This is a genomic window from Afipia sp. GAS231, from assembly GCF_900103365.1.
Lineage (GTDB): Bacteria > Pseudomonadota > Alphaproteobacteria > Rhizobiales > Xanthobacteraceae > Bradyrhizobium.
The window spans coordinates 2735867-2761798 of the sequence record NZ_LT629703.1; the positions used below are offsets into that span (position 1 = coordinate 2735867).

The following is a 25932-nucleotide window of genomic DNA, read 5'->3' on the forward strand; positions in this document are numbered from 1 at the left end:
CGTGAAGTTCCCGTGATCCTCTCCCGAAATCAGGCCTTTCGATCTTTTTTCTCTCGCCCGCTGTGCCATATTGGCGGCCACGCGCGGCTTTTCGCAACGGATGACACCCGCAATGCCCTCAGGCTCCCCCTCCCGCTCCGAAATGGAGATCGAACTGAGCAAATTGTCCTCGCCCCGGATTTTTCTGGTGCGGATGCTGGTGTTCCTGGTGCTGTGCGCGCTGGTCATGGTCGTGCTCTACAAGCAGATCGTTACCGCCTTCTTTGCCAATCCCGGCCTCAACGCGCTGATCGGCGCGGTGCTCTTGATCGGCATCATCCTGTCGTTCCGGCAGGTGATCCGGCTCTATCCGGAAGTCGCATGGGTCAATAATTTCCGCATTGCCGATCCCGGCCTCGCGGTCGAACAGCGCCCGACGCTGCTGGCGCCGATGGCGGCGATCCTCGGCGGCGAGCGCACCGGCCGGATGTCGATCTCGCAGCAGACCATGCGGCATTTGCTGGATTCGATTGCGACCCGGCTGGACGAGGCCCGCGATATCTCGCGCTACATGACCGGCTTGCTGGTGTTTCTCGGCCTGCTCGGCACCTTCTGGGGCCTGATCGAGACCGTCGGCTCCGTCGGCAAGGTGATCGACGGCCTGAAGGTCGGCGGCGATGCCGGCGCCCTGTTCGATACCCTGAAAGAGGGACTGGCCGCGCCACTCGGCGGCATGGGCATTTCGTTCTCGTCCTCGCTGTTCGGCCTCGCCGGCTCGCTGATCCTGGGCTTTCTCGACCTGCAGTCGAGCCAGGCACAGAACCGCTTCTACACGGATCTTGAGGACTGGCTCGCCTCTACGGTGCGCGAATATTCCGGCGAAGGCGGCGGCGCCGGCGTCAGCGGCGAATTGCAGAATGCGATGGAGCGCCTGCGCGCGGTGGTCGAGGAAGGCGGCGGCAGCCGCAACACCACGGCAGCAATGGCCAACCTCGCCGAAGCCATCCAGGGCCTGGTCGCGCATATGCGCACCGAGCAGCAGATGATCCGCGAATGGGCCGACGGCCAGGGTGAGCAGAACCGCGAGATCAAGAAACTGCTGGAGCGGATCGCAAGGCAGCCCGAGAAGAGCTAGACGAGGTTTCGTGCCCCGGACGCTGCGCAATACAAAGTGTTGCGCTGCAGAGCCGGGGCCCGAGAGATACGTCCCGAGATAGATCCCGGCTCTGCGGAGCAGCGTTGCACGCTGCACCGCGTCCGGGACACGAAAGTACCGGAGAATTCTGAATGGCCCTCGCCCGCAGTCGCCGCAACGAAACCGGATTCAACTACTGGCCGGGATTCGTCGACGCGCTGTCGACGCTGGTGCTGTCGATCGTGTTTCTGCTGTCGGTGTTCCTGGTGGTACAGTTTTTCCTGTCGCAGGAAGTCACCGGCAAGGACAAGGCGCTGGAGCAGCTCAATGCCAAGATCGCGCAGTTGAACGACCTGCTGTCGCTGGAAAAACTCTCCGGGCTCAACCTCAATGACCAGCTCTCACAGGCGCGCGCGGGGCTGGCCTCGGTGGAAACCGAGCGCGATCGCATCAAGGGGCTCTATGACGGGCTCGCCGGCGCCGGCAGCAACGCCGAAGGCCGCGCGACCGAACTCAACAAGGCGCTCGATTCCGAAAAAGCGGTTTCGTCGCGCACGCTGGCCCAGATCGAGGTGCTGAACCAGCAGATCAGCGCGCTGCGGCGTCAGCTCGCAGCGCTTGAAGAAGCGCTCGATGCCTCGGAGAAGCGCGACAAGGAATCCCAGGGCCGCATCGCCGATCTCGGCTCGCGGTTGAACGTGGCGCTGGCGCAGCGGGTGCAGGAATTGTCGCGCTACCGCTCGGAATTCTTTGGCCGGCTGCGCGCCATTCTCGGCAACCGGCCCGATATCCGCATCGTCGGCGACCGCTTCGTGTTCCAGTCGGAAGTGTTCTTCGATACCGGACAGGCGCTGCTGTTGCCCGAAGGCAAGGCCGAACTCGATAAGCTCGCCACCGCACTGATCGATCTCGACAAGCAGATCCCAAGCGAAATCGCCTGGGTGCTGCGGGTCGACGGCCATACCGACGTGCGGCCGATCAACAGTCCCCTGTTCAAGTCGAACTGGGAATTGTCGTCGGCGCGCGCGATCTCGGTGGTGCAATACCTGGTCTCGCTCGGCGTCCCCGCGCAGCGCCTGGTCGCGGCCGGCTTTGCCGAATTCCAGCCGCTGGACACGGCACCGACCGAAGAAGCCTACAAGCGCAACCGCCGTATCGAGCTGAAGCTGACGGAACGCTGAGGTGATCAGGCCTGTCATTGCCGGGCGTAGTAGTCTGCCCTGCGCAGACTACGTAAACTTGTCTGCGCTCCCGGCAATCCATCAAGGAAGAGTCTTTCAAGATGGATGGATGCCCGGGTCTAGCCCGGGCATGACAAGAGTGCCAGAATGAACTCTACCTTCCATCTCCGACCGTACCGCATTGAAGACGAGGACGCCGCGATCGAGCTATGGCTGCGGACCTGGCAGTTGGCCTACCCTTCGATCGATTTCGTCGCGCGCGTGCCATGGTGGCGCGAGCGCTGGCGCAACGAGCTGGTGCCGAACGCGGATATCATCGTCGCTGAAGAGAAAGAGACGCAGATCGGCTTCGTCACCATCGACAAACAAGGCTATCTCGACCAGCTCGTGGTCAGCCCCGATCACTGGGGCTCTCCCCTCGCCACCGCACTCGTCGACGAAGCCAAGCGGTTGTCGCCCACTGGCGTCACGCTGAAGGTCAACGCCGACAATGACCGGGCGATCCGCTTCTACGAACGCAACGGATTCGTGCATGACGGCGAGGACGTGAACCCGTCGTCGAAACGGCTGATCCTGAAGATGGCGTGGCGGCCGTGACGGTCTCGCAACGGGTCAGATACCCCGAAACAGCACGCCGATCATCAGCACGACATAGGCAATGGCCAGTACGTCGAAGACCCGCGCCGAGCTGACGATCGGGACGGAAACGTGAGCATAATGAACGAGGAAGGCGACAACGGCGAGCACCAGCGAAATCACGAAAATCACGAGGGAAGGCGGCGTGAGCGCAAAACCTCCGCGGCGGAACGGCATGTGATCTCTCCTGCTCGATTGAGTCCCGATCTGAGATTAGAACGAGGTTGCAACAGACAGGCGACGATCTGGTTCCCGCCTTCCTGGGCTAAATCCCCTCGAATTGCAGCCGCGCCAACCGCGCGTAGAGGCCGTTGGCTGCAACCAGCTCGGTATGCGTGCCCTGCTCGACGATGCGGCCCTGGTCCATCACCATGATGCGGTCGCAGGACAACACGGTGGCAAGCCGGTGCGCGATGACAAGCGTGGTGCGGTGACGCATCAATTCCTCCAGCGCGGTCTGCACCAGGGTTTCGCTTTCGGCGTCCAGCGCCGAGGTCGCTTCGTCGAGTAGCAGCAGCGGTGCATCGCGCAGGATCGCGCGCGCGATTGCGATGCGCTGGCGTTGGCCGCCCGACAGCGTCACGCCGCGCTCGCCAAGCTGGGCTTCGAAGCCGCCGGGCAGCCGGCGCAAAAATTCGGTGGCGTGCGCAAGGTCGGCGGCGCGCTCGACTTCGGCGTCGCTGGCATCCGGCCGTCCGAAACGGATGTTTTCGCGCGCGGTCGCGGCGAACACCACCGAGTCCTGCGGCACCAGCGCGATGCGTGCGCGCAATTCGGCCGGGTCGGTCGACCGGATCGCGACGCCGTCGAGCGCAATCGCGCCGCTGGCCGGATCGTAGAACCGCAACAGCAGATGAAACAGCGTGCTCTTGCCGGCGCCTGAGGGCCCGACGATCGCGACCTTTTCGCCGGCGCGGACCGACAGCGTGACGCCGTCGACCGCCAGCACCTCGGGCCTCGTCGGATAGGCGAAACGGACATTCTCGAAAGCAACGTCGCCGCGCGCCGGCGCCGGCAGTGCAAGCGGCTGCGGCGGCGCCATGATCTGCGATTTGACCCGCAGAATCTCGAACAGCCGCTCGGCGGCGCCGGAGGCGGCCGAGACTTCGCCCCAGACTTCGCTGAGCTGTCCGAGCGCACTGGCGGCGAAGGCTGCGTACAGCACGAACTGGCCGAGCCGGCCGGGCGTGATCGCACCGGTCAGCACGTCGTGCGAGCCGACCCACAGGATCGCGACGACGCTGGAGAACACGATGAAGATGATGATCAACGTGAGGATCGAGCGCGCGCGGGTCGATGTCCGCGCCGCCTCATAGGCCTGCTCGACCTCGCCGCCGAACCGCGTATTGGCCAGCCGCTCGCCGGTAAAGGCCTGCACCGTCCGGATCGCGCCGAGCAGTTCGGAGGCGTATGACGTCGCATCCGCCAGCGTATCCTGCGCGTTGCGCGACAGCCGCCGCACCCAGCGCCCGAACGCCACCAGCGGGATCACGATGACCGGGATCGCCAGCAGCACGAAGCCGGACAGTTTCGGGCTGGTAATCACCATCATGGTGGCGGCGCCGAGGAACAGCATCAGATTGCGCAGCGCGATCGACACCGAGGCGCCGACCGCGGATTTGATCTGGGTGGTATCGGCGGTCAGCCGTGACACCAGTTCGCCCGAGCGTGCGGAATCGAAGAACGCCGGCGACAGCGAGATCAGATGCGCGAACACGTCGCGCCTGAGATCGGCGACGATGCGCTCGCCGATCGTCATGACCAGGTAGAACCGCGACGCGCTGGCGCCGGCCAGCACCGCGACCACCGCGATCATGACGCTGAAATAGCTGTTGATCAGGGCGATGCCTTCGGGGCTGAAGCCGAAGTCGATCATGCGCCTCGCCGCGACCGGCACGATCAACGTAGTGATCGCCGCGACCGTGAGTGAGACGAAGGCGAGCGCTGCCCGCCCCCGGTAGCGCGCGACATAGGGCGCCAGCGCCAATAGCGGGCGAAGTTTCGCGCCGGTCCTGGCCGGCGGCTCGGTCAGCGTGGCTTCGATGAAGGCCTCTTCCTCGAGCAGCGCATCCCGCGGCGGTTTGGCTCCGCCGACGTCTTCAAGCTGTTCCGCTGCACTCATGAAATCCGACCCGTTTTGCCGCCCTCAGATAGGCCCCATAGCCCCCTCTGGCAAATCCGGGAGATTCCCAATCCGGTCATATACGTAGCTTGTTTTGGCGGGCTTACTGCGTTATAGAGCCGCCAAATCCCGTATCTCCTGACCTTCGAGCCGGGCGCCGGCGCGCCAAAGGATATGCCATGAAAGCCGAAATTCACCCGAATTATCATACCATTACGGTCGTGATGACCGACGGGACCGAGTACCAGACCCGCTCCACCTGGGGCAAGGAAGGCGACAAGCTCAACCTCGACATCGACTCCAAGTCGCATCCGGCCTGGACCGGCGGCTCGCAGCAGCTGCTCGACCGCGGCGGCCGCGTGTCGCGCTTCCAGAAGAAGTTTTCGGGCTTCCTCAAGAAGGACTGAGGGCTTTAGCCCCGCCTTTTCCGGCCCAGACATACAAAAACGCCCCGGTTTTCCGGGGCGTTTTTATTTTGCCGTCATTCCGGGGCGATGCGCAGCATCGAACCCGGAAGTTCGAACTTCCGGGTTCGCGCTAACGCGCGCCCCGGAATGACGAGAGAACTTACTGCTCGAACGCGGCCTTCAGCCGGTTGAGTTGCGGCACCAGCGGATTGCCGATCGGGGCGCGTTCGGCGGGGGTTGCGTGAATAGTGATATCGAGCCGGCGCACCCGCGACTGCAGATTCATCGAGCGCGTGATCAGATCCTGCAATTGCTGCGGCAGTTTCGCGATCATGTCTTCCGGGCCGGGATCGGCCGCCGTCAGCTTGACCTTGGTCTTTTCGCGGTTGGCCTGGGACAGCGTCATCTCACCTTCCTTGACCGCGCGATGCAGCAACAGCCATGACGCCAACTGCATCAGGCGGGTGGTGAGCCGCATGCTTTCGGTCGCGTAAGTAAGGCTGACGGAACGTTCGAGCGCCTTGGCCTCGGTACGGCCGTCACCGTCGAGATAGGCCGCGGTCTCCTCGACCAGGTCCATGCCTTCCCGGAACAGGGTTCCGAACGCCGCCGAATTGGTGAGCCGCTCGCTGAACTGAACGAGCGCGGATTCGCTATACGAACGGTCCGCCATGGTTAACGCCCTCACGCCACTGATACTGCCGGCTTTGAAAGGCGCCGGCTTATGATGAACAAATCATTGCGCTTGTGGGGGCGGGAGTCCAGCGGCAACCGGATTATTGGTTACCAGCTCATGCCGCGGACAAAAAAGAGCCGCCGTTTCCGGCGGCTTTTGAAGTTGATAACAGGGAGGCGTCAAACAGAGTGGACAGGAGCCACTCGGTGTCCAAACGAGGACGATCCAAGTCATAATCGAGAAAGCTTAATCGATCGTAAATGAGCGATTTTCTTTAGGGCTTGTTTGCCATGTCGGCCATTGGCCGAGTTTTGCGATTGACTCGGTCGGAGTGGTCCCTGTGAACGCTGGTCATAGCCGCCGACGCATGCTGTTGAGGGAAAATCGTCGAACGCCATGCCCCACGAAAGGCCGCGGCGCATGGGTCCCGGCGCCCCGTGCGCAATTGCGCACCAGGCGGGGACGACACTGCGCGGGATGCTTACGACTTGAAGAAACTGTTCGCGGCGTCCTTTGACGCGCGCTTTTTGGTGGCGGCCTGTTGCAGCCGTTCGATTTCCGCATTCATCAGCGCTATGCGCTCGGTCAATTCCTCGACCGACAACAGCGATAGATCCTGGCCGATCTCGTGGGTGATTTTCTTTCGCGGCTTGTCGTCGTCCTCGCTCGCCATGCGTTTCCTCCGCTCTGTACTTTCGTTCGGCGGTTGCCAGCCAGAGCTGGGCTGGCTAATCAGGGGCCGCCTCAAATTCTCTATCTTTCGCAAGGACAAATCATGGAAAAGCTGCCCGCGCAAATGACCGTCGTCGGCATCAGCAAGCCGGGTGGCCCGGAAGTGCTGTTGCCGGAGACCCGCAGCGTTCCCGTTCCCGGTCCGGGCGAAATCCTGGTCAAGGTGATGTCCGCGGGCGTCAACCGCCCCGACGTCGCGCAGCGCTCCGGCGCCTATCCGCCGCCGCCCGGCGCCAGCGACCTGCCGGGCCTCGAAATCGCCGGTGAAGTGGTCGCGCTCGGCGCAGGAGCCACGAAACACAAGCTCGGCGACAAGGTGATGTCGCTGGTCGCCGGCGGCGGCTACGCCCAATATTGCATTGCGCAAGACGCCCAGGCCATGACGGTGCCGCCGTCGTTGCCGATCCTCGAAGCCGGCGCGGTGCCGGAAACCCTGATGACGGTCTGGCACAACGTGTTCGAGCGCGGCGCCCTGAAGCCCGGCGAAACGCTGTTGATCCATGGCGGCTCGTCCGGCATCGGCACCATGGCGATCCAGCTTGCCAAGGCGTTCGGCTCGAAGGTGATCGTGACCGTCGGATCGCAGGAGAAGGCCGACGCCTGCCTGAAGCTCGGCGCCGACCGCGCCATCAACTACAAGACCGAGGATTTCGTCGAAGTGGTCAAGGCGGAGACCAACAAGGCCGGCGCCAACCTCATTCTCGATATGGTCGCCGGCGACTATGTCGACCGGAATTACGACGCCGCCGCGGTCGACGGCCGTATCGTCCAGATCGCAACCCTCAACGGCCCCAAGGTCACCGTCAACATCGCCAAGGTAATGGTGAAGCGGCTGACCCATACCGGTTCCACGCTTCGTCCCCGTACTAATGCGGACAAGGCAGCCATGGTCGCGGCGATCGAGGCCAAGGTGATGCCGCTGCTGCGCGAGGGCCGGGTAAAGCCCCTGATGGACAGCACATTCCCGCTGGAAAAGGCCGCCGACGCGCACCGGCGGATGGAGACCTCCGAACATATTGGCAAAATTGTGTTGGCGGTTTAACGATGAGCAGCGAAGCCCGGGCGGAAACCCTTTGATTTGCTTCGCTTTCATGTCATTTATCGCGGCAACGCGGGGCGCTGCCCTGACCCCGGAAATTTCGTTGATCGCGGAGTACTGACATTGCGTCTGATCAGGTGCCTGGCGCTGGTTGCGCTGGGGCTCATGATTGTTTCGGCCGCGACCCCGGCGCGCGCCATCGACGCGGTCAGCGTCCGCGGCGACGCGCCTGCGATCGACCTCACCGCGGTACTCGATCATCAGCGCAGCGATACCGACCGCATCCAGGTTTCCACCGCGCCGGGAACCGACGGCATCGTCCGCCGCATCGAGGTCCGCGCCCGCGAAGGCGGCCAGAACTGGGTGGTGTTTGCGCTCGCCAACAACACCGACGACCAGCTCGACCGCCTGATCGTCGCCCCGCATTATCGCATCGTGTCGTCCGGTCTGCTGTGGCCCGACCTCGGGCTGTCGCGCATCGCAACCATCACCCCGTCGACCGGCGACCGGCCGGAGCGGCAGGAAAGCGCGACCGCCGACATCTTCCGCATCACGCTCGACCCCGGCGCCGTCGTCACCTTCGTGGCCGAACTGCGCACCGATAAATTGCCGCAGCTCTATCTGTGGGAACCCGACGCCTACAAGGACAAGGTCAACTCGTTCACGCTCTACCAGGGCATCGTGATCGGCATTTCCGGCCTGCTGGCGCTGGTGCTGACGATTCTGTTCGTGGTCAAGGGCAGCATCATGTTCCCGGCCGCCGCCGCATTGGCCTGGGCGGTGCTGGTCTATATCGGCGTCGACTTCGGCTTCTGGGGCAAGGTGCTCGACATGTCGAACAACGCCGAGCGCGTCTGGCGCGCGGCGGGCGAGGCGATCCTGGCCGCAACGCTGCTGGTGTTTCTGTTCGCCTATCTCAACCTCAGCCGCTGGCACGTGCGCTATTCGCACATCACGGTGGGCTGGCTGACATTTCTGGGATCGCTGGTGGCGCTGGCGCTTTTCGATCCCGCGGTCGCCTCCGGCATCGCGCGGATGTCGCTGGTGCTGATCGCCTTCGCCGGCTTCGCGCTGATCGTCTATCTCTCGACCCATGGTTTCGACCGCGCGGTGCTGTTGATCCCGACCTGGTTCCTGCTGGTGGTCTGGGTGGTCGCGGCCGGCATGACGGTGGCGGGAAGCGTCACCAACGACATCGTCGGCCCCGCGCTGCTCGGCGGCCTGGTGCTGATCGTGATGCTGATCGGGTTTACGGTCATGCAGCACGCCTTCGCCGGCGGCGGCGCCACCACCGGCGTGGTTTCCGACGTCGAGCGCCGCGCACTGGCGCTGACCGGTTCGGGCGACCTGATCTGGGACTGGGACGTTTCCGCCGACAAGGTCTTCACCAGCCCCGAGACCGAGAGCCTGCTCGGCCTCAAACGCGGCACGCTGGAAGGCCCCGCCGCGAAATGGCTCGAAGTGCTGCACCCGCTCGACCAGGATAGGTTCCGCGCCGCCCTCGACTCGGTGCTCGACCAGCGCCGCGGCCGGCTGGTGCAGGATTTCCGCCTGCGCACCCCGGACGGTCACTTCATGTGGTTCGCGTTGAAGGCGCGCCCGGTGGTCGGCTCCGACGGCGAGGTCTCGCGCGTGGTCGGCACGCTGACCGACGTCACCGAAGCCAAGAACGCCGAAGAGCGGATGCTGCACGACAGCGTGCATGACAACCTCACCGGCCTGCCGAACCGCAAGCTGTTCATCGACCGCCTCGGCGCCGTCGCCAATTTCGCCAAGTCGATGCCGAACCTGCGGCCGACGCTGATGGTGATCGACCTCGACCGCTTCAAGCAGGTCAACGATTCCGTCGGCATCGCGGTCGGCGACTCGATCCTGCTGACGCTGGCGCGGCGGCTGACCCGCATCCTCAAGCCGCAGGATACGCTGGCGCGGCTCGCCGGCGACCAGTTCGGCCTGATCCTGATGTCGGAGCAAGACCCGGCGCGGATCACCGCCTTTGCCGAGACCATCCGCAAGACCATCCGCGCGCCGATCGCCTTCAACGACCGCGAGATCTTCCTGACCGCTTCGATCGGCCTCGCCCTTTCCGATCCGCAGACGCAGTTGTCCGACGAGATCATCAAGGACGCCGAGCTCGCGATGTATCATTCCAAGCGCATCGGCGGTGACCGCATCGACGTCTACAAACCGGCGATGCGCGCCCGCAAGACCGACCGCCTGACCTTGGAAAGCGAATTGCGCCGCGCCATCGAGCGGCAGGAAATCACCATCCTGTACCAGCCGATCGTGCGGCTGGAAGATCGCTCGATCGCCGGCTTCGAGGCATTGGCGCGCTGGGATCATCCCAAGTTGGGGCGGATGTCGCCGTCGGAATTCATTTCGATCGCGGAAGAGATCGGCCTGATCGTCGACCTCGGCATGTTCGTGATGGACCAGACCGCCCGCCAGCTCGCGATCTGGCAGCGCGCGATGCGCTCGCGCGAGCCGATCTTCGCCTCCGTCAACGTCTCCTCGCGGCAGTTGCTGCGTCACGACCTGATCCACGACATCCGCACCGTGCTGTCGCGCTCCTCGGTGGCGCGCGGCACGCTGAAACTGGAATTGACGGAATCGCTGGTCATGGAGAACCCGGAACACGCGGCGCAGATGCTGACGCGGATCCGCGAGCTCGGCACCGGCCTGTCGCTCGACGATTTCGGCACCGGCCATTCCTCGCTGGCCTATCTGCAGCGTTTCCCGTTCGACACCATCAAGATCGACCAGTCGTTCGTGCGTACCACCAGCCGCGGCACCCGCCCGGTGATCCTGAAATCGATCATCGCGCTCGCCCACGACCTCGGCATGGACGTCGTCGCCGAGGGCGCCGAGACCGACTCGGATGCGGTCGAGCTCTATCAGCTCGGCTGCGAATACGCCCAGGGCTTTGCCTTCGGCGAGCCGATGGACGCCGACGCCGCGATGCGGTTGTTGACCGAAGAGCGGCTGGAAGCGGCGAGCTGAGCTTCCTCGTCGTCCCGGCGCCTACCGCGTCTCGCGATACGCTGCGACCTCTCCGCGTCATTGCGAGGAGCGAAGCGACGAAGCAATCCAGTCTTCGCGCTGTAAGATGGATTGCTTCGCTACGCTCGCAATGACGTTGCGAGACATGCGCTCACAATCTCGCGGCATACCTGCCCGAAGTTTTGCAATCAACCTTGCCCTCAGAAATTCAGAGGGCGCAGGGAAGACCGGGTGCGCGCCGCACCCGCGGTCTCATGTGCGCTAGATGCAACAAAATGCTGCACATGAGCATACAGGTTTGGCGGAAACACACCGGCCTTCCCTGCGCAATGGCTTTACGGCTTATACGATTTCGTCCTGGTGACCGGCTTTCTTGCCACCATCATCCGCTCGAAGCGTTAGCCTCTCGCCGACCTGACGCCAGCACCGGGGCGTCGGACCCAAACGATTTCACCGTACGCAACAGCCCGTTCGTCTCGCGTGCTGCCGCGTCCACCGCTCCCTGTCCCTCGTTTGCGACGATGGCCGACGCCCCTTGTGTCCAAAAAATTTGGCAGAATGAGCGAACGGGCGGTTGCGGACCAACCGCCCGTTGCTGGAACTGAGCCCGTACGCCCCAAAGGCGACAGAGCCTGTACCAGAGCGAGGGACAGCTCCGGCGTCTTCCTCAACCCGAACAGTTGCAAGGGCTTCGAGCCCGTACCGAGCAAGGAAGGGAGTGGATGATGGCACAAGATGATCGCATTGTCGTGGGCATCGATGTGGCAAAGGACAAGGTGGATGCGTGCATTCGCTCGCTGTCATTGCGTCAGGTCTGTCCGAACACGGGACAAGGCCACCGCAAGCTGGTGGCCTGGCTTCGCAAGTACAAGGCAACCAGGGCTGTGATGGAGGCGAGCGGCGGTTACGAGCGTGACTGGGCCAAGCTACTGCGCCAGGCCGGTGTCGAGGTGCGGATCGTCGACCCCAAACGCGTCCGCAGCTTCGCGCTATCGGCCGGCCGGCTGGCAAAGAACGATGTGATCGACGCGGAGATGATCGCCTGGTTCGCCGAGATATTTACCGAGGCGCCGAGCCAGACCCACGATGCCGCACGCGAGGAGTTGCTGGCGCTGGTGAAAGCGCGCATCGGTCTGGGTGATCTCAAGACGCGCTTGCAAAGCCAAAACGAGCATGCTGCACCAGGACTGGTTCAGAAAACGCATGCCCGCGTCTTGAAGAATCTGGTCAGTGAAATTGCCAAGCTCGAGGCGGCAATTGCGGCCAAGATCAAGGCCTCGCCACACCTTGCCGAGCGTGCCGAGATCATCGAGAGCGTGCCGGGCCTCGCCGAAACGACCTCCGCCAACCTCATTGCGGGGATGCCGGAGCTTGGGCAGGTGAGCAACAAGATCGCCGGTGCGTTATTAGGCGCCGCCCCGTACGACGACGATAGCGGCCATCGGCGCGGTGAGCGTCATATCAAGGGTGGCCGCCGCTGGGTCCGCAACGCCATCTACATGCCCTGCCTCGGCGCAGCCACGCAGAACAACCCGGTGCTCAAGGCCTTCTACGACCGCCTGATTGCCAAGGGAAAGAAGCCGAAAGTGGTGCTTGTCGCCTGCATGCGCAAGCTCATCGTCATCCTCAACATCATGATCGCACGACGGCAGAAATGGGATCCCAGCCGTTACGCACTGAACTGAGCGAGCGCACCTCACCGCGCTCGGTCGATGACCGAGCGCATGCCAAGCCAACAGACCGGAGAGCGGACGGGGTCAAGGCCGTAAGCCGCCGAAGGCGGGGCGCGCCCCGCGCCAGCCTTGAGGCCCGGCCGATCGCCGGTTTACTTCAGCACAGTTGCTCTGGTGGGACAGGATGCGCAGAGTTAAACGTCTGATTTGCCCGACGGCGCCAGCGAAATATTTTTATCCGAAGGGCTGGACCGACTTTTGTGATTTGCCCGTCGTGCCAATTTGTCGCGGGCATTTGTCGTTGCAAGCGGGGGCGAAGCAGTGCATGCGCGCGGCAATCGTGGCCTCGCAGGATGGGTGGAGCGCAGCAATACCCGTCATCTTCTTGCATCGGGATTTGATGGGTATCGCTGCGCTCCACCCATCCTACGATATAATCCACCCTACACATCAGCATGCGTGGCATGCACCAGGCGACGCCGTCCGAGTGCTGAATTGGCCTGCATTCGCAAGCTTTCGCGCCTTCATATGATTGTCATCACTTCAACAATGTTTGAGAGCGCTGGCGCATCGATCTGCGACACCCATCTGCGTTGCGGGGCTGGACAACAACAAACAGCAAGAGATGAAGATGAATGCATTCGCAAAACTTGTCGCGCCGGCTGCGGCCTTGATGGCCGTCGCCTCCTTTGGCGCGCTCACCACCTCGACGGCGACCGCCGGCGAATTCTGTCGCCAGGACGTGACCGGTCATATGACCAGTTGCGGCTTCTCGTCGATGGAGCAATGCCAGGCGGCATCCGCCGGCATCGGCGGCGACTGCTTCCGCGACCCGAAGCTGGCGACCACCCAGACCGACAACCACAATGCTTTCGCCTATCAGCCGGACGCCCGCGTAACCAAGCATCCGCGGAAGCCCGTCAATCAGTAAGCGACCGCCCCGCCGGGCGGATGCGACCGTTGGGTCCGCACGGAAATCCGTGCGGACCTTCGGCTTGCGACAACGGCTCGACTAGGGCGCGGACTCATTAATGCGCAGCCATAGCCTGATTGTCGCAAGCTGTACGAAGGCGAAGTAGTTAGCGGCAAGCTTGTCGTAACGGGCCGCCACCCGACGACATTGCTTGATCCGATGAAAGAATCGCTCGACCCGGTCGCGGGCGCGGTAGAGATACCGGCTGAAGCAGATCGGATCGCTGCGATTGCTTTTTGGGTGGGATGTTGACCCATGCGTCCTTCTTCATTGCAAGCTCTCTGATTCAATCCGCGTCGTGGCCACGATCCGCGAGCAGCGTTGATCCGGACTTCAGACGAGGCAGCCAGCCGGTATGCCGATTGTCGCGCGTCTCACCGGGACTCGGCGACAGCCGTACCGGGAGGCCATTAGTGCCCACGAGCGAAACTGAGGGATTCCGGAGTTCGAATCTCTTCAGGCGCGCCACTTCGTACGCAGATGCACGCTTTTCGATCCTATGACGCGAACTTCCTTCGCGTCCTCTTCGACCTGCTGGGCTAACGCGCGCGGGTGGTCGCAGCCGGCCGACCCGGTCCGCATCCGCCTGCGGACCAACCGTTCATCGTGAACTCGTCACGACTGGTTGCATCACGTTCTTCACGACATATTCGCCGATCTCGCGGCCCATCTTCGTCCCAACCTCGGTCGAGAACCGGTAATGGAAGCCGGCCCAGATGCGAGCGTTTGCAACCTCTTCGGTGTATGCAGCCGTATTGATCCAGCGATGGATGGCGCCGGGTGCGGTTGTGCTCATCATCGTCACTTCCGGCATTTCCTGAGAGCCGAGCATGGCCTCGATCACCCCCGCCGCGGCGCCGCTCTGGATGCAGTGCGCGCAGGGATATTCCGGGTGCATCGGCGTGCTGTCGATCGGCTGCCAGGTCGGCTCGCGCTCGCTCGCGGGGTTCTCATCGAGATCGCCGTTGCGGATCGCAGTGACCGGCCGCCAAAATTCATAATGGTACTTGGCGTCGAACACCGCGATGGAGGCGTCCGTCAGCGCAATCGAATAAAGCGCCATGAAGCGCGCGCTCTCGACCACACTCATCCGTTTGGCCGCGACGAGCTGGCGGGGTATTTGGTGATACGCCGGCGGTCCCACGGCCAACCAGAAGCGCGCGGTTTCCGTCTGCTGCGCCGAGCGCTTGGTGCTGTTCTTGCCACCAAACTCCTTGAGCTCGTTGTAATTGGCCGCCCATTCGCTGCTGGTAAGCGAGATAGGCGGCGGCGCGCGGAACTGCGAAGGGCTCGTTAGCGCAAAGGGCGTCATCCTCGGCCACGTCGACCCGACCATCACGGTCGGTGTCGGCACGTAGACGCCGGGCTTGGTCTTTGGGCGATAGTCGTCGGGGGCGTTGGCTCCATCCTTCGACCGCACGGCCAAGATCTTTTCCGCGACCGCCTTGCCGAGCGCGAGCGCATTGGCCTTCGCCTCGCTCTCGGGGATTGCCGCGAGCGCGCTTGCTGACGCCGCTTGGATTTGCGCCGCGGCCTCTGGATGGAGGCCGATCAGCACGCCGGCTGCCGCGGACGTTGCAGCCGCTTCTTGCGACGTCGCCTTTGATGCCGCGAGCTGAACCACATACGGGCGATAGCGCCGGTCAATCGAGTTAACGGCGTCGAACATGGCTACATGCATGATCGCCATCTCGCGCAGCCCCGCCGCGCTTGGTGGAACGATCGCGACAGCGTTAACGTCCCAATCGGTGATGACGTTGGCGCGCGCCGGCGCAGGGATGGCAACTGCAAGCGAGGCCGCGATCAAGGCGGCCGGAATCGGACGGTTCATTGATGCACGCATGTTTCGCTCCATGAATCTCTGACACTCCGCAGGCGTCGGAAATGTGCCAGGCAGGCTTGCCAGGGCTTATTTGGCCGTTTGCTGCGGGCTTCTGCTTAGTGTCTGTGATGGAGGTTCGCCGTAGCGCTGGCGATACTCGACGGCAAAACGTCCAAGGTGGCTAAAGCCCCAACGCAGCGCGATGGCCGTAACGCTGTCGGTTTGCTCGGCGCATAGCAGCGCTTCGTGAACCTTTTCGAATCGGGCGTTCCGCACGTACCGCATCGGAGAGGCGCCATGGGCGTCCTTGAAGTGTTTGAACAGGGTTCGGCCTGCGACTCTTGCGGCGGCTGCAATTTCGCTAATTCCGAGCGGCGAGCCCAGCTCAGCATTCACATACTCGACGGCACGCTTAACGGACGCGGGGGCGATGGATTTTTGCATCCGATGCAGAGCATCGGAGTAATTGTTGGGATGCTCAAGGAGAAGCTTGGTGGTGATGCATTCCTCGAACAGGCCCGTCGCGATTGGGTTGTTCGTGAGCGCATCGCCGCCTTCGAGATCACTGATAGCCAAACCGATGCAGTTTCCCAAGCTGCGACCATGTCCTTTGGTCAAATCGATCGCCGCCGTGAAAACGACTGGCTCGGAGAGAGGGGCTCCCAGGAGCGCGGTCAGTTGGCGGTTCATACGCTCTTCTGTGATCTGCACATGCACGCGGGCCCCGGCGCCCTGCGTGCGGACCACATATTGCAACGTCGGTGACGACACGAACCCCCGTTGGGGGCCACATATCAGCGTTTCCGCCCCGATGGTCGCCTCGATCGGCTCCGCCAGCGGGAGATTGATCCAGTAGTCATGGCGAGCCGTATGGGTTCGAGCCACTATTGGCGCGCCGAATTGATAGTATCCGACGTAGACGCCGGGCAAGTAGACGCCGTTGATACGCAGGTCGACGATTTGCCGCGCATCGCTGCGCGACAGATCCAGCTCGTAGTCTTTGGTGCTCAGGAGCGCGAGTGCCTCGTCCGCGTCGCGCGTGTGAAACCGGCTGAGGCGGCCCAGGATCGACTTGGCCGGACCCGACATCGTACCGCCCTCCGCGCATGCCCTTTCCTCGATCCACTATAGCACGGCCGGGGCGCCGGAGGGGCGTCCCTCTAACATTGATGCAGTATTTGGATAGCAGGAGCGTTTGCGTTGCACACAAGTGAGCCGAGCCAGTGGTTGACGAAGAAGGTCACCGTCTGCGCGCCATGCATCCGCAGTATGCAGGTGGCGTTCAAGCGTAGCACGACATCGCTTGTCGTCGCAGTTTCGGCTACGGTGGAGCGATACTGGCTCTCAGATCATAGCGCTACGGCGAAGCAATAGTGCCCATCTTCATCGGCCGTGGCGCGCCAATGTACGCGAGGGCACGGCGCAGCGGCCGCCAGATGTCCGTTTCTCCGCTTTCGCTCGCCAGTCCGTTGTGCTTCGCTGGTTTCTTCCGGTCCGGCTACTTCAATGCAGTTAGATCAGCCTAGGGCTTTTGAACCGGGTCAAGGGCTGCCATGGTATCGTCACGGATCAGCCAGGAAACTGAAAAGCGAATTGCACTTCTGTTTCCTGCCGATGAACGCTCACTCGTCCGCGCGGTCTTGTCAGAAGAATGCGGAAATAATTTACCGTTCCTGGAACATCTCGATGACGTAAAACTGGAGCGGTTTCAGTTCGCAGCCTTGAAATTAAGCGAAGGGAAGTTGGACAAGCTGGACCGCGCGGTTGCGCTCGCCAAAAGAGACTGGCGTGATCTGCTCATGGCTGCGGGCTTCGCCGAGGACACTAACGCTCATATGTCGTGGCTGCCCGAACAAACATAAGGGCTGGTCGCTCGTCGGTTACATACCGCAGGCTCACCGTCAGAACTCACTCCGCGATACCGCGAAGACAGTCCTTAGAGCGGATTAGCGCCAGCGTAATCCGCTGTTACATCTCGGCAAAGATGGCGGATTACGCCTTCCGCTAATCCGCCCTACGGTCCTCATCCCGAGGAGCCGCGAAGCGGCGTCTCGAAGGATGGCCACGGGCCGCATGGTTCGAGACGGCGCTGCGCGCCCCCTGAGGAGTTAGTGACTGCTACGAATTGGCGCTGTGGCTAGGGCTCCCCGCCGTCGCGGGGACGACGCTCCTGCTTCATCTTCCTGAACTTGACGCTCTTGCCGTCCGCCTGCCGGGTCGCGATGTAGCCGCCGTCGAGGCAGGCCTCGCGCTGCGGCATCTTCTCCTGCGGGCTGCGCTCGGTCTCCCACCACGAGGCGCGATGCGCCGCGCGCGGCAGCGCCGCATCGATGATCTCCTCGATCTGTTCGAAGGTCAGCACGAATTCGGGAAGCTTCTGCTTCTTCAGATAGTCCCGCAGCAAGTCGTAATCGTTCACCCGTATCCCCGATGGTGGTCTGTTTGTCTTGACGCGCTTGCGAACCGGCTCCACTTCGCTCGAAAACGCTATGAAGCCGCTGGTCCCGGCAACGAAGCGTTAACTCATTATCGTATCGCCGTCACGGTTTAAGGCCGCAACAACGTATCCCACCCATAACGGGGCAGGGAGCGGACGATGCTATTCGGACGGCGAAAAGACGTGGCCAAACAACACTGGCGGCTATCTGCAAAACTGCTGATCGCGTCGTCGGTCGCCACCGTCATCGGCTTTTCCGCGATCTGCGCCAGCGTCATGCTCGACATGCGGCACGGCGAAGAGGAACTGGCGCGCCAGACCCTGGAAAATCTCGCCTCCAGCATTGATTCCGATATCAGCCGCAACGTCGAACTCTACGACCTGTCGCTGCGCGCGGTCGCCAGCAGCATGGTGCTGCCGGAAATCAGGCAGGTCAGCGCGCCGATCCGGCACCTGATCCTGTTCGACCATGCCGCCACGGCAAAGCATTTCGGCGCGATCCAGGTGTTCGATGCCGAGGGGCGGCTGATCGTCGATGCCTCGACGCTGGATCCGGTCCCTGAAAATCGCGCGGACGAAGAGTATTTCAGGGTTCACCGTGACGGACCCGACCCCGGCCTGTTCCTCAGCCACCCGATGCTGCATCGCGGGGCCTATGCCATCGTGCTGAGCCGCCGCATCACCGATGCCGACGGCAAGTTTCTCGGCGTGGTCGCCGGATCGATCCGGTTCAGCTATTTCCACGACCTGTTCGGACGCCTTCATCTTGGCCCGGACGACATCATCACGGTCTATCGCCGCGACGGCACCGTCATCATGCGGACGCCGTTCGACCTCGATGTGATCGGCCACAATCTCAGCCAGGTGCCCGGCATGAGCCAGGTGCTGAACGAGCCGAGCGGGTTCTATACCAGGCCGAGCGTGGTCGATGGCATGATGCGGCTGTTCGTCTGGCGCAGCAGCGGCTCTCCCCTGATCGTTCAGGTCGGCAAGCCGTGGGCCAGCATCCTCAATTTGTGGCGCACCGAGGCGACGCGAATCGCGGGAATCATGATCGCGCTAATCGTGTTCGTGCTCGGGGTGACGCTGTTTCTCGCCCGCGAGATCGGCCGCCGCGCGCGCGCCGAGGAGCGGCTGGAGGAACTCGCGACCACCGACGCCCTCACAGGCCTGAAGAACCGGCGCAAGTTCGATACCGAGATCGATCAGGAATGGCGGCGCGCGGCGCGCAACGGGACGCCGGTCGCGCTGCTGATGATCGATGCCGATCATTTCAAGGCCTACAACGACACCTGGGGCCATCAGGCCGGCGACCAGGTGCTGGTCGGCATTGCGATCTGCGTCTCGGATTCGGTGCGCCGCGCCGGCGATTGCCCGGCGCGTTTCGGCGGCGAGGAATTCGCGGTGCTGTTGCCCGGCCTGTCGAACATAGAAGCATTCAGGATGGCCGAAACCATCCGCCTCAAGGTCGAGCGCTGGTCGGAAGATCCGATCTCGACCGTCAGTATCGGCGTCGCCAGCATGATTCCGGCCGCATCGCTTGACTGGTCCGATCTCATTGAAGCCGCCGACAAGGCGCTCTACGCCGCCAAGGCCAACGGCCGCAACCAGTCGGTGCTGGCGAGCCTGCCGCAGCTGGCGCTGGTGGCGTGATGTCATGCCCGCCACCCGGTCCGGCCTCCGGCCGGCCGGATGACAGGCTCCGGCGGGCATCCAGTACGCCGCGCCGCTTCGGTTTGAACACTACCGCCGCGGAGTACTGGATCATCCGCTTTCGCGGATGATGACAGCGGAGTGTGAACGCTAGGTCGCCGCTACTTCTCCAGATACTTCTTCATCTCCGCGCGCAGGCCGTCGCGTAGATCCGCACGCGCCATGCCGTAGGCGATGTTGGCGCGCAGGAAGCCGGGCTTGGAGCCGCAATCGTGCCGCTCGCCCTCGAATTCGACGCCGTAGAATTTCTGCGTTTTGGCCAAGCCGATCATGGCGTCGGTGAGCTGGATCTCGCCGCCGGCACCGCGCTCCTGCGTTTCGAGAATCTTGAAGATCTCCGGCTGCAGGATGTACCGCCCGGTGATCGACAGGTTCGACGGCGCGGTGCCCTTCGGCGGCTTCTCCACCATGCCGTCGACCTCGAACATGTTGGAGGCCGTGCGCTTGCCGACGCCGCAGATGCCGTATTGATGGGTGAGATGGTCGGGCACGCCCTCGACGGCGAGCAGGTTGGATTTCTCGCCGAGTTGGCTCGCGGCATCGATCATCTGCTTGAGGCAGCCCGGCGAGTTGAGCACCAGTTCGTCCGGCAACACCACGGCAAAGGGTTCATCGCCGACGATGTCGCGCGCGCACCACACCGCATGGCCGAGGCCGAGCGGCGCCTGCTGGCGGGTGAAGCTGGTGGCGCCGGCGGCGGGCTGGTCGCGAGCCAGGATATCCTGTTCGGCCTTCTTGTTGCCGCGCGCGGCGAGCGTGGTGTCGAGTTCGAACATGTGGTCGAAATGATCCTCGATCACGCCCTTGTTGCGCCCGGTGACGAACACGAAATGCTCGATGCCGGCTTCCCTGGCTTCGTCGTAGACATACTGGATCAGCGGCTTGTCGACGATGGTCAGCATTTCCTTCGGCATCGCCTTGGTGGCGGGCAGGACGCGGGTGCCAAGACCGGCGACCGGGAAGACGGCTTTGCGGATTTTCATGGGGAGGGCCGGGCCTTGAAAACGAGGAAAAAAGGAAATGCGTTGATCGCACGTTGGTAACCGGTTTGCAGCCGGGAACAAAGGCGGATGTGTGGAGGCCAACCCGCGCCCTGCCCCTTCGCTTCCCCTTGCGGAAGCCGGCGGAAACGACAAAATCTGGCCCTTGTTAAGCTGTTGGAAACCGTGACAAGGCCTTCTGAAACCGGGTTCCTGCGGCTGATAGGCACGACATGCGTTGGACGACATCGGCGATGAACAAACGAACCGGCGCGATCATGGTTGCGGCGGCGCTGCTGCTGTTCGCCCCCGCGCTGATGGCAGGCAAGGCTTTTGCCCAATCCTCCGGCAATAACGGGGTTTCCAACTTTCTCGGCAATCTGTTCTCCGGACAGAAATCATCGCCCTCACCGCAGGCAACGCCCGGCCCCGACGGCGCGCCGCCGCCCTGGAGCGGCGAGGACGGCGCCTCCGGCCATCCGCTGATGACGGCCTCGGCGATCCGCGAGGCGGCGGCGAATTTTCCAAATTGCGTCGCCGGGATGTGGCCCGATGCCGCACGCCGCGGCATCACGCAGCCGAATTTCGAGCGCTTCACGGCGGGACTCGAGCCTGACCTGCGCATCATGGACCTGATGGATTCGCAGCCCGAATTCACCAAGGCGATCTGGGACTATCTCGACATCCTCGTCAACGACAACCGCCTCGCCAAAGGCCGCGAGATCCTCGCCAAGTACAAGCCGCAATTCGATGCGGTGGAGAAAGCCTATGGCGTCGACCGCTACGCGATCGCGGCGATCTGGGGCATCGAATCCAATTACTCGACCCAGATGGGCGATCGCAACGTGGTGCAGTCGACCGCAACGCTGGCCTGCGTCGGCCGCCGCCAGGCCTATTTCAAGGACGAGTTCCTCACCGCGCTGGAAATCCTCAACCGCGGCGATCTGCGCCCCGAGCAGATGCGCGGCTCCTGGGCCGGCGCGTTCGGGCCGACGCAGTTCATGCCGACCGCCTTCAAGCGCTACGCGGTCGACGGCGACGGCGACGGCCGCCGCGACGTCGTCGACAACCCGGCTGACTTGATTGCTTCCACCGCCAATAACCTCAAGAAGGACGGCTGGCAGACCGGACAGACCTGGGGCTTTGAGGTGGTGCTGCCGCAAGGCTTCGACTTCATGCTGGCCGACAAGGCCAAGGCGATGACGTTCGCGCAGTGGCAGAGCAAGGGCCTGAGACGCGCCGACGGCAAGTCGTTCCCGAACTCGACCGACAAGGTCTATCTGCTGGCGCCGGGCGGCGCCGCCGGGCCCGGTTTCCTGATGATGCAGAACTTCCGGGTGATCATGAAATACAACCCGGCCGAGGCCTATGCGATGGCGATCGGGCACTTCGCCGACCGCCTGCGCGGCGGCCCGCCCTTCGTGCAACCCTGGCCGCGGCAGGAACGGGTGCTGTCGAAGGCCGAGCGGCTGGAACTGCAGCAGCTTCTGGCCCAGCGCGGGTTTTACAAGGGTACCCCGGACGGCCAGTTCGGTGGTCAGACCCGGGATGCGCTGCGTGGCTTCCAGGCCTCGATCGGGGCGCCCGCGGACGGATTCGCCTCCTCCGACGTGCTGGAACGGCTGCGGGGGCGCTGAGGGCTTTGGACCCCCGGAACGTGCGGTTTCCGGGCCGAAAGTAACCCTGAAAACCACAATCTGGCAGGCAACTTGACGGGTAGGCCCGAAGCCCGGTTTATGGGCGCGAAATCTGCCCGCTTGCGGCCTGATTCCGCTATTATAGCTGGCGCCTTCCATTTCATTGCGACCGAGCCGGATGCCGAAGCCCAGATCCTTTTTTCGCGTGTTCACCGAGAGCGGCCCCTTGGTCGCGCTGGCGGTTGCGATCGCGCTCCTGATCGGGATCGCGGGACCGGCGTCAGCGCAGTTTTTCAACTTCGGCGGCCCGCCGCAGCGGCCCGCGCCGCGCAGCAATGGCCCCGGCAGCTGGTTCGGCGGCGACTTCTTCGCGCCGTTCCAGCAACAGGCGCCGCAACGGCGCATCGAGGATTATTCCAGGGCGCCGGCGCCCGCCAAGCGCGACACCGTGGCGGAACGTAACGTGCTGGTGCTCGGCGACGGCATGGCCGACTGGCTCGCCTACGGCCTGGAAGACCTTTACGCCGAACAGCCCGACATGGGCGTGATCCGCAAGCACAAGACCGTATCCGGCCTGATCAAGTATCAGCCCAAAGGCGAGCCGGCGGATTGGGCAGCTGCCGCCAAGAGCATTCTCGCCACCGAGAAGCCGGACGCCATCGTCGTCATGCTCGGCATCAACGATCGCGTGCCGATGCGCGAACCGGTGGTCGAAAAGAAGATCGACAAGAAGGACGACAAGGATAAGGACAAGAAGGACGCGCGCGCCAAGAAAGACGACAAGCCGGACGCCAAAGCCGGCGACACGAAACCCGAAGCCGCAGCGAAACCCGACGACAAGCCGGTCGATACCGAATTGTCACCCGACGATGCCGCCGACAACGAGACGCCGCCGATCATTGCACCTGAAAAGAGCACACGCACGGCTAACGGCGTCTACGCGTTCCGCGAGGAGCGCTGGGTCGAGCTCTACACCAAGAAGATCGAGGAGATGATCGGCATCCTCAAATCCAAGGGCGTGCCGGTGCTGTGGGTCGGCCTGCCTGCCATACGCGGCCAACAGGGCACCGCCGACATGCTGTTCCTCGACGCGCTGTATCGCGACGTCGCCGGCAAGAGCGGCATTACCTATGTCGATGTCTGGGACGGCTTTGTCGACGAAGCCGGCCGCTTCGTGCAGAAGGGCCCCGACTTCGAAGGCCAGATGCGCCAGCTCCGCTCCGGCGACGGCGTGTATTTCACCAAGCCCGCCGGCGCCCGCAAGCTCGCGCATTATGTCGAGCGCGAAGTGACGCGCCTCTTGGCCTCGCGCTCCGGACCGATCGCGCTGCCGACCGAACCGGCGACGCCCGACGCCAATGCCGAACCCGGCAAGCCGGCGCCGCGTCCGCTGGCCGGGCCGATCCTGCCGCTGGTGGCTTCCTCCGTCGGCACCGATCAGTTGCTCGGCGGACCCGGCACCCGACCCGCCGCCGTCGACGCGCTGGCCGCGCGCACGCTGGTGAAGGGCGAAGCACTGGCGCCGCCGGCCGGCCGCGCCGACGATTTCGCCTGGCCGCGCCGCGAAATCGGCCGCGAACAGGCCAAGGGCGAGACGCCGGTCGCGACCACGGCACCGGATGGAACGGTCACACCCGGGCAGAAGCAGCTTTTGCTTCCGCAGCAACCACCTCAGCCGCAGCAGAAGAAGCAGATCCGGCCGGCGCAGGCGGCACCGTCAATTCGTGATTTCTTTGGCGGGTTCGGCGCGCCCACCGCGCCGCGTCAACTCGCGCCGCCGCCGCGTGCGCCGACGGCCCCGGGCGTACCGCGTCCGCCGGGCAATGTCGGGCGGTCGGCATCCGTGCCTGAGGGAAGTATCACGCGGTAACAACGAGTCATTCCGGGGCGATGCGATAGCATCGAACCCGGAATCTCGCGCTGATTAGCAAGCTCGAAACATCTCGCGCAAAACGTCTGGATTCCGGGTTCGCGCTTCGCGCGCCCCGGAATGACAGCGAACGCTACCCGTAATACCGCCAACGCGGCGGCGGGCGGCGCGGCGGACGCGTCATCATCAATGCCAGTGCAAATCCGATCCCGCCCGCAATCAACAGCGCGCCGAGCGGATTGTCCTGCACGGTCTGCGCCACTGCCTTCTGACCGCCGCGGATGGTATCGCCGCGGTTGTCATAGGCATCCTTGGCGTAGTTGACGGCGGCGTCGGTGGCGTCGCTCACCGCATCCTTGGCCTGCCCGTACAGATTTTGCACCGCGCCCGCCGCTTCGCGCGCGCGGCCTTCGGCCTGCGTCCTGGCATCGCCTGTCATGTTACCGACAACGCCTTCGGCTTTCCCTGCGAAATCCTTCGCCGTACCGGCGATCCGATCCTTGTCCATCGTGGTCACTCCTGTTTCAGAGGATGTAACCGACGAGAGCCGCTCAGGTTCCTGGGCTTATAAAATGAGCCCGCCATCGACCACGAGCGTCTGGCCTATGATGTAGGACGACAGCGGCGAGGCCAGGAACAATGCGGCGCCGGCCATGTCGGCGGGCGTGCCGAGCCGCTTCAGCGGGATCCGTTCGATCGCGCCTTCGAGGCGTTTTGGGTTGGCCGTCGTCGCCTTGGTCATCTTGGTATCGACCAGGCCCGGCGCGATGCCGTTGACGCGAATGCCGTTCTCGGCCCACGCCTCGCCGAGCGTGCGCGTCAAACCGACCGCCCCGGTCTTGGAAGCGTTGTAGGCCGGATTGCCCATGGTGGAATGATAGGCCGCAGTGGAAGAGACGATGATCAGCGATCCCTTGGCAGCGCTCAGCATCGCCTGGAATTTGGTGGCGCAGGCCATCAGGCTCATCAGGTTGACTTCCAGCACCTTTCGAAAGCCATCCATCTGGAATTCGCCGCGGCGGTAGATCACCGCGCCCTGCGCCAGCACCAGCACGTCGAGTTTTTCGAACGGTGGCTTGAACGTCTCGATCGCCAAGGGATCGCTGACGTCGAGCTGGAAATAATCGAGGCCCGCGAGATCCGAGCCTTCGGCAGCGGAGTAGTCGGTCGCTGCGGCGCGGGTGCCGCACACCGCCGCGCGCGCCCCCTTGGCGCGGAACGCCTGTGCGATGCCATTGCCGATACCGCTGGAGCCGCCGACCACCAGCACCTGCTTGCCGCTGAAATCCAGTTCGTTCATCCCGTTTCCTTTCTTGTTATGTTTCAGCCTGGACCGCCGTCGAGGAATTTGACCATGAGAACCTCGTCGTAATATCGCCCGTCTTGCCTGAGCGCCCGCTTTTCATAGCCGTATTCGACGAAGCCCAGCGCTGCATAAAGCCGGCGCGCCGATTCATTCTCGCTGACGACACTCAATTGAACCTGTTCGACGCGGCCGCGCGCATGGTCGAGAACGGCGCCGACCAGCCGTTTTCCAAGACCCGCGTTTCGAGCTGTCGCCCGGACATACATGCTCCACAGCAGCGCCTTGTGCGCCTGCTTCGCGCTTTCCTGCGCGCGGTAGGCCGCTATTCCGGCGAGCCTCCCCTGGTCGAACGCGCCGAAAATATCGGCACTGTCGACGACCGCTTCGAACCACGACAGCGGTTGTGCGCTTTCCTTCTCGAACGTACTGCCAAACGCCTCGGGATTTTTTTGCAAGGCCTCCAGCCGGATCTCCCGGTAGAGAGCGGCGTCCGACGTCGTCAGGCGACGAATCTGAAGACCGGGAATATGGGCCACCGCATTGCACCTTCTTGCTGCGCAGGTTTGACCTGTCTGCGGATCGGTGCCAGCCTTGTCAATCCTGCAGCGCGACGT

23 protein-coding genes and 1 pseudogene are annotated in these 25932 nt (G+C 63.5%); 12 read left to right on the plus strand and 12 right to left on the minus strand.

Annotation, left to right across the window (positions count from 1 at the left end; genetic code table 11):
• The first annotated feature begins 112 nt into the window (after window positions 1-112).
• The 3 genes from BLS26_RS13035 to BLS26_RS13045 all read left to right on the plus strand — a co-directional run bounded on the left by BLS26_RS13035 (window position 113) and on the right by BLS26_RS13045 (window position 2892).
• Window positions 113-1114 carry a flagellar motor protein MotA gene (locus tag BLS26_RS13035; protein WP_172804598.1) on the plus strand — a complete coding sequence of 334 codons (1002 nt, stop codon included), beginning with the start codon at window positions 113-115 and terminating at the stop codon, window positions 1112-1114.
• 152 nt (window positions 1115-1266) lie between these two features.
• On the plus strand, window positions 1267-2295 hold the full coding sequence (locus BLS26_RS13040) for a peptidoglycan -binding protein (protein ID WP_092511638.1): 1029 nt from the start codon (window positions 1267-1269) through the stop codon (window positions 2293-2295).
• A 147-nt stretch (window positions 2296-2442) separates the two neighbouring features.
• Window positions 2443-2892 carry a GNAT family N-acetyltransferase gene (locus BLS26_RS13045; protein WP_092511640.1) on the plus strand — a complete coding sequence of 150 codons (450 nt, stop codon included), beginning with the start codon at window positions 2443-2445 and terminating at the stop codon, window positions 2890-2892.
• A gap of 15 nt (window positions 2893-2907) precedes the next feature.
• Here the strand turns inward: BLS26_RS13045 and BLS26_RS13050 are convergent, their stop codons facing one another.
• Window positions 2908-3108 carry a hypothetical protein gene (locus BLS26_RS13050; protein WP_092511642.1) on the minus strand — a complete coding sequence of 67 codons (201 nt, stop codon included), beginning with the start codon at window positions 3106-3108 and terminating at the stop codon, window positions 2908-2910.
• Window positions 3109-3196: 88 nt separating this feature from the next.
• Window positions 3197-5053 carry an ABC transporter transmembrane domain-containing protein gene (locus BLS26_RS13055; protein ID WP_092511644.1) on the minus strand — a complete coding sequence of 619 codons (1857 nt, stop codon included), beginning with the start codon at window positions 5051-5053 and terminating at the stop codon, window positions 3197-3199.
• 179 nt (window positions 5054-5232) lie between these two features.
• Between BLS26_RS13055 and rpmE the strand changes: the two genes are divergently transcribed.
• On the plus strand, window positions 5233-5460 hold the full coding sequence (gene rpmE / locus BLS26_RS13060; RefSeq protein WP_027538248.1) for a 50S ribosomal protein L31: 228 nt from the start codon (window positions 5233-5235) through the stop codon (window positions 5458-5460).
• Window positions 5461-5620: 160 nt separating this feature from the next.
• Here the strand turns inward: rpmE and BLS26_RS13065 are convergent, their stop codons facing one another.
• Entirely contained in the window at window positions 5621-6133 is a 513-nt protein-coding gene (locus BLS26_RS13065) for a DUF1465 family protein (protein WP_092511646.1), read from the minus strand.
• Between the two features lie 484 nt (window positions 6134-6617).
• On the minus strand, window positions 6618-6809 hold the full coding sequence (locus tag BLS26_RS13075; RefSeq protein WP_092511648.1) for a DUF1192 domain-containing protein: 192 nt from the start codon (window positions 6807-6809) through the stop codon (window positions 6618-6620).
• 102 nt (window positions 6810-6911) lie between these two features.
• On the opposite strand from BLS26_RS13075, the gene BLS26_RS13080 reads away from it, so the two are divergent.
• The 4 genes from BLS26_RS13080 (at window position 6912) to BLS26_RS13095 (ending at window position 13511) form a co-directional block, all read left to right on the plus strand.
• A complete protein-coding gene (locus BLS26_RS13080; RefSeq protein WP_092511650.1) occupies window positions 6912-7910 on the plus strand; it encodes an NAD(P)H-quinone oxidoreductase in 999 nt (332 codons plus the stop codon).
• A gap of 120 nt (window positions 7911-8030) precedes the next feature.
• Complete coding sequence (locus BLS26_RS13085) at window positions 8031-10907, plus strand: EAL domain-containing protein (RefSeq protein ID WP_172804599.1); 2877 nt, start codon at window positions 8031-8033, stop codon at window positions 10905-10907.
• A gap of 722 nt (window positions 10908-11629) precedes the next feature.
• The gene (locus BLS26_RS13090; protein WP_092509475.1) at window positions 11630-12592 is read left to right on the plus strand and encodes an IS110 family transposase; all 963 of its coding nucleotides are present in this window, start codon (window positions 11630-11632) and stop codon (window positions 12590-12592) included.
• A gap of 619 nt (window positions 12593-13211) precedes the next feature.
• The gene (locus BLS26_RS13095; RefSeq protein ID WP_157676442.1) at window positions 13212-13511 is read left to right on the plus strand and encodes a DUF3551 domain-containing protein; all 300 of its coding nucleotides are present in this window, start codon (window positions 13212-13214) and stop codon (window positions 13509-13511) included.
• Window positions 13512-13592: 81 nt separating this feature from the next.
• Here BLS26_RS13095 and BLS26_RS37230 read toward each other — a convergent pair.
• From BLS26_RS37230 to BLS26_RS13110, 3 genes and pseudogenes are all read right to left on the minus strand, one after another.
• Window positions 13593-13751: pseudogene (locus BLS26_RS37230) on the minus strand (transposase); the annotation flags it as partial.
• 403 nt (window positions 13752-14154) lie between these two features.
• Window positions 14155-15408 carry a vanadium-dependent haloperoxidase gene (locus BLS26_RS13105; RefSeq protein ID WP_244541932.1) on the minus strand — a complete coding sequence of 418 codons (1254 nt, stop codon included), beginning with the start codon at window positions 15406-15408 and terminating at the stop codon, window positions 14155-14157.
• 54 nt (window positions 15409-15462) lie between these two features.
• Entirely contained in the window at window positions 15463-16464 is a 1002-nt protein-coding gene (locus tag BLS26_RS13110) for an AraC family transcriptional regulator (RefSeq protein WP_092511654.1), read from the minus strand.
• Window positions 16465-16928: 464 nt separating this feature from the next.
• On the opposite strand from BLS26_RS13110, the gene BLS26_RS13115 reads away from it, so the two are divergent.
• On the plus strand, window positions 16929-17237 hold the full coding sequence (locus BLS26_RS13115) for a hypothetical protein (protein ID WP_092511656.1): 309 nt from the start codon (window positions 16929-16931) through the stop codon (window positions 17235-17237).
• Window positions 17238-17512: 275 nt separating this feature from the next.
• Here the strand turns inward: BLS26_RS13115 and BLS26_RS13120 are convergent, their stop codons facing one another.
• A complete protein-coding gene (locus BLS26_RS13120; protein ID WP_092511658.1) occupies window positions 17513-17794 on the minus strand; it encodes a hypothetical protein in 282 nt (93 codons plus the stop codon).
• A gap of 177 nt (window positions 17795-17971) precedes the next feature.
• Between BLS26_RS13120 and BLS26_RS13125 the strand changes: the two genes are divergently transcribed.
• Window positions 17972-19465: a diguanylate cyclase gene (locus BLS26_RS13125; RefSeq protein ID WP_092511660.1), complete on the plus strand. Its 1494-nt coding sequence runs from the start codon at window positions 17972-17974 to the stop codon at window positions 19463-19465.
• Between the two features lie 161 nt (window positions 19466-19626).
• On the opposite strand, the gene BLS26_RS13130 is transcribed toward BLS26_RS13125, so the two are convergent.
• On the minus strand, window positions 19627-20508 hold the full coding sequence (locus BLS26_RS13130) for a UTP--glucose-1-phosphate uridylyltransferase (protein ID WP_092511661.1): 882 nt from the start codon (window positions 20506-20508) through the stop codon (window positions 19627-19629).
• A 251-nt stretch (window positions 20509-20759) separates the two neighbouring features.
• On the opposite strand from BLS26_RS13130, the gene BLS26_RS13135 reads away from it, so the two are divergent.
• Both BLS26_RS13135 and BLS26_RS13140 read left to right on the plus strand, forming a co-directional pair.
• Window positions 20760-22142 (plus strand): lytic murein transglycosylase, encoded by a 1383-nt coding sequence (locus BLS26_RS13135; protein ID WP_371360813.1) that lies wholly within the window; start codon window positions 20760-20762, stop codon window positions 22140-22142.
• A gap of 178 nt (window positions 22143-22320) precedes the next feature.
• Window positions 22321-24012, plus strand: coding sequence for a DUF459 domain-containing protein (locus BLS26_RS13140; RefSeq protein ID WP_092511665.1), 1692 nt, complete (start codon window positions 22321-22323; stop codon window positions 24010-24012).
• A 133-nt stretch (window positions 24013-24145) separates the two neighbouring features.
• Here BLS26_RS13140 and BLS26_RS13145 read toward each other — a convergent pair whose 3' ends face one another.
• Genes BLS26_RS13145 through BLS26_RS13155 form a run of 3 tightly spaced genes read right to left on the minus strand, consistent with a single transcriptional unit; the run spans window position 24146 to window position 25854 of the window.
• Window positions 24146-24520 carry a CsbD family protein gene (locus BLS26_RS13145; RefSeq protein WP_092511667.1) on the minus strand — a complete coding sequence of 125 codons (375 nt, stop codon included), beginning with the start codon at window positions 24518-24520 and terminating at the stop codon, window positions 24146-24148.
• 57 nt (window positions 24521-24577) lie between these two features.
• Window positions 24578-25312, minus strand: coding sequence for an SDR family NAD(P)-dependent oxidoreductase (locus tag BLS26_RS13150; RefSeq protein ID WP_092511669.1), 735 nt, complete (start codon window positions 25310-25312; stop codon window positions 24578-24580).
• Between the two features lie 23 nt (window positions 25313-25335).
• On the minus strand, window positions 25336-25854 hold the full coding sequence (locus tag BLS26_RS13155; RefSeq protein ID WP_092511671.1) for a GNAT family N-acetyltransferase: 519 nt from the start codon (window positions 25852-25854) through the stop codon (window positions 25336-25338).
• Window positions 25855-25932: the final 78 nt, after the last annotated feature.

Excerpts from the sequence above, each read along its gene's own strand:
- rpmE (WP_027538248.1), top strand. The coding sequence starts at position 5,233 with ATGAAAGCCGAAATTCACCCGAATTATCATACCATTACGGTCGTGATG.
- BLS26_RS13090 (WP_092509475.1), top strand. The coding sequence starts at position 11,630 with ATGATGGCACAAGATGATCGCATTGTCGTGGGCATCGATGTGGCAAAG.
- BLS26_RS13140 (WP_092511665.1), top strand. The coding sequence starts at position 22,321 with ATGCCGAAGCCCAGATCCTTTTTTCGCGTGTTCACCGAGAGCGGCCCC.
- BLS26_RS13110 (WP_092511654.1), bottom strand. The coding sequence starts at position 16,464 with ATGTCGGGTCCGGCCAAGTCGATCCTGGGCCGCCTCAGCCGGTTTCAC.
- BLS26_RS13045 (WP_092511640.1), top strand. The coding sequence starts at position 2,443 with ATGAACTCTACCTTCCATCTCCGACCGTACCGCATTGAAGACGAGGAC.
- BLS26_RS13130 (WP_092511661.1), bottom strand. The coding sequence starts at position 20,508 with ATGAAAATCCGCAAAGCCGTCTTCCCGGTCGCCGGTCTTGGCACCCGC.
- BLS26_RS13150 (WP_092511669.1), bottom strand. The coding sequence starts at position 25,312 with ATGAACGAACTGGATTTCAGCGGCAAGCAGGTGCTGGTGGTCGGCGGC.
- BLS26_RS13135 (WP_371360813.1), top strand. The coding sequence starts at position 20,760 with ATGAACAAACGAACCGGCGCGATCATGGTTGCGGCGGCGCTGCTGCTG.
- BLS26_RS13040 (WP_092511638.1), top strand. The coding sequence starts at position 1,267 with ATGGCCCTCGCCCGCAGTCGCCGCAACGAAACCGGATTCAACTACTGG.
- BLS26_RS13125 (WP_092511660.1), top strand. The coding sequence starts at position 17,972 with ATGCTATTCGGACGGCGAAAAGACGTGGCCAAACAACACTGGCGGCTA.
- BLS26_RS13050 (WP_092511642.1), bottom strand. The coding sequence starts at position 3,108 with ATGCCGTTCCGCCGCGGAGGTTTTGCGCTCACGCCGCCTTCCCTCGTG.
- BLS26_RS13065 (WP_092511646.1), bottom strand. The coding sequence starts at position 6,133 with ATGGCGGACCGTTCGTATAGCGAATCCGCGCTCGTTCAGTTCAGCGAG.
- BLS26_RS13095 (WP_157676442.1), top strand. The coding sequence starts at position 13,212 with ATGAATGCATTCGCAAAACTTGTCGCGCCGGCTGCGGCCTTGATGGCC.
- BLS26_RS13075 (WP_092511648.1), bottom strand. The coding sequence starts at position 6,809 with ATGGCGAGCGAGGACGACGACAAGCCGCGAAAGAAAATCACCCACGAG.
- BLS26_RS13105 (WP_244541932.1), bottom strand. The coding sequence starts at position 15,408 with ATGGAGCGAAACATGCGTGCATCAATGAACCGTCCGATTCCGGCCGCC.
- BLS26_RS13035 (WP_172804598.1), top strand. The coding sequence starts at position 113 with ATGCCCTCAGGCTCCCCCTCCCGCTCCGAAATGGAGATCGAACTGAGC.
- BLS26_RS13055 (WP_092511644.1), bottom strand. The coding sequence starts at position 5,053 with ATGAGTGCAGCGGAACAGCTTGAAGACGTCGGCGGAGCCAAACCGCCG.
- BLS26_RS13080 (WP_092511650.1), top strand. The coding sequence starts at position 6,912 with ATGGAAAAGCTGCCCGCGCAAATGACCGTCGTCGGCATCAGCAAGCCG.
- BLS26_RS13115 (WP_092511656.1), top strand. The coding sequence starts at position 16,929 with ATGGTATCGTCACGGATCAGCCAGGAAACTGAAAAGCGAATTGCACTT.
- BLS26_RS13145 (WP_092511667.1), bottom strand. The coding sequence starts at position 24,520 with ATGGACAAGGATCGGATCGCCGGTACGGCGAAGGATTTCGCAGGGAAA.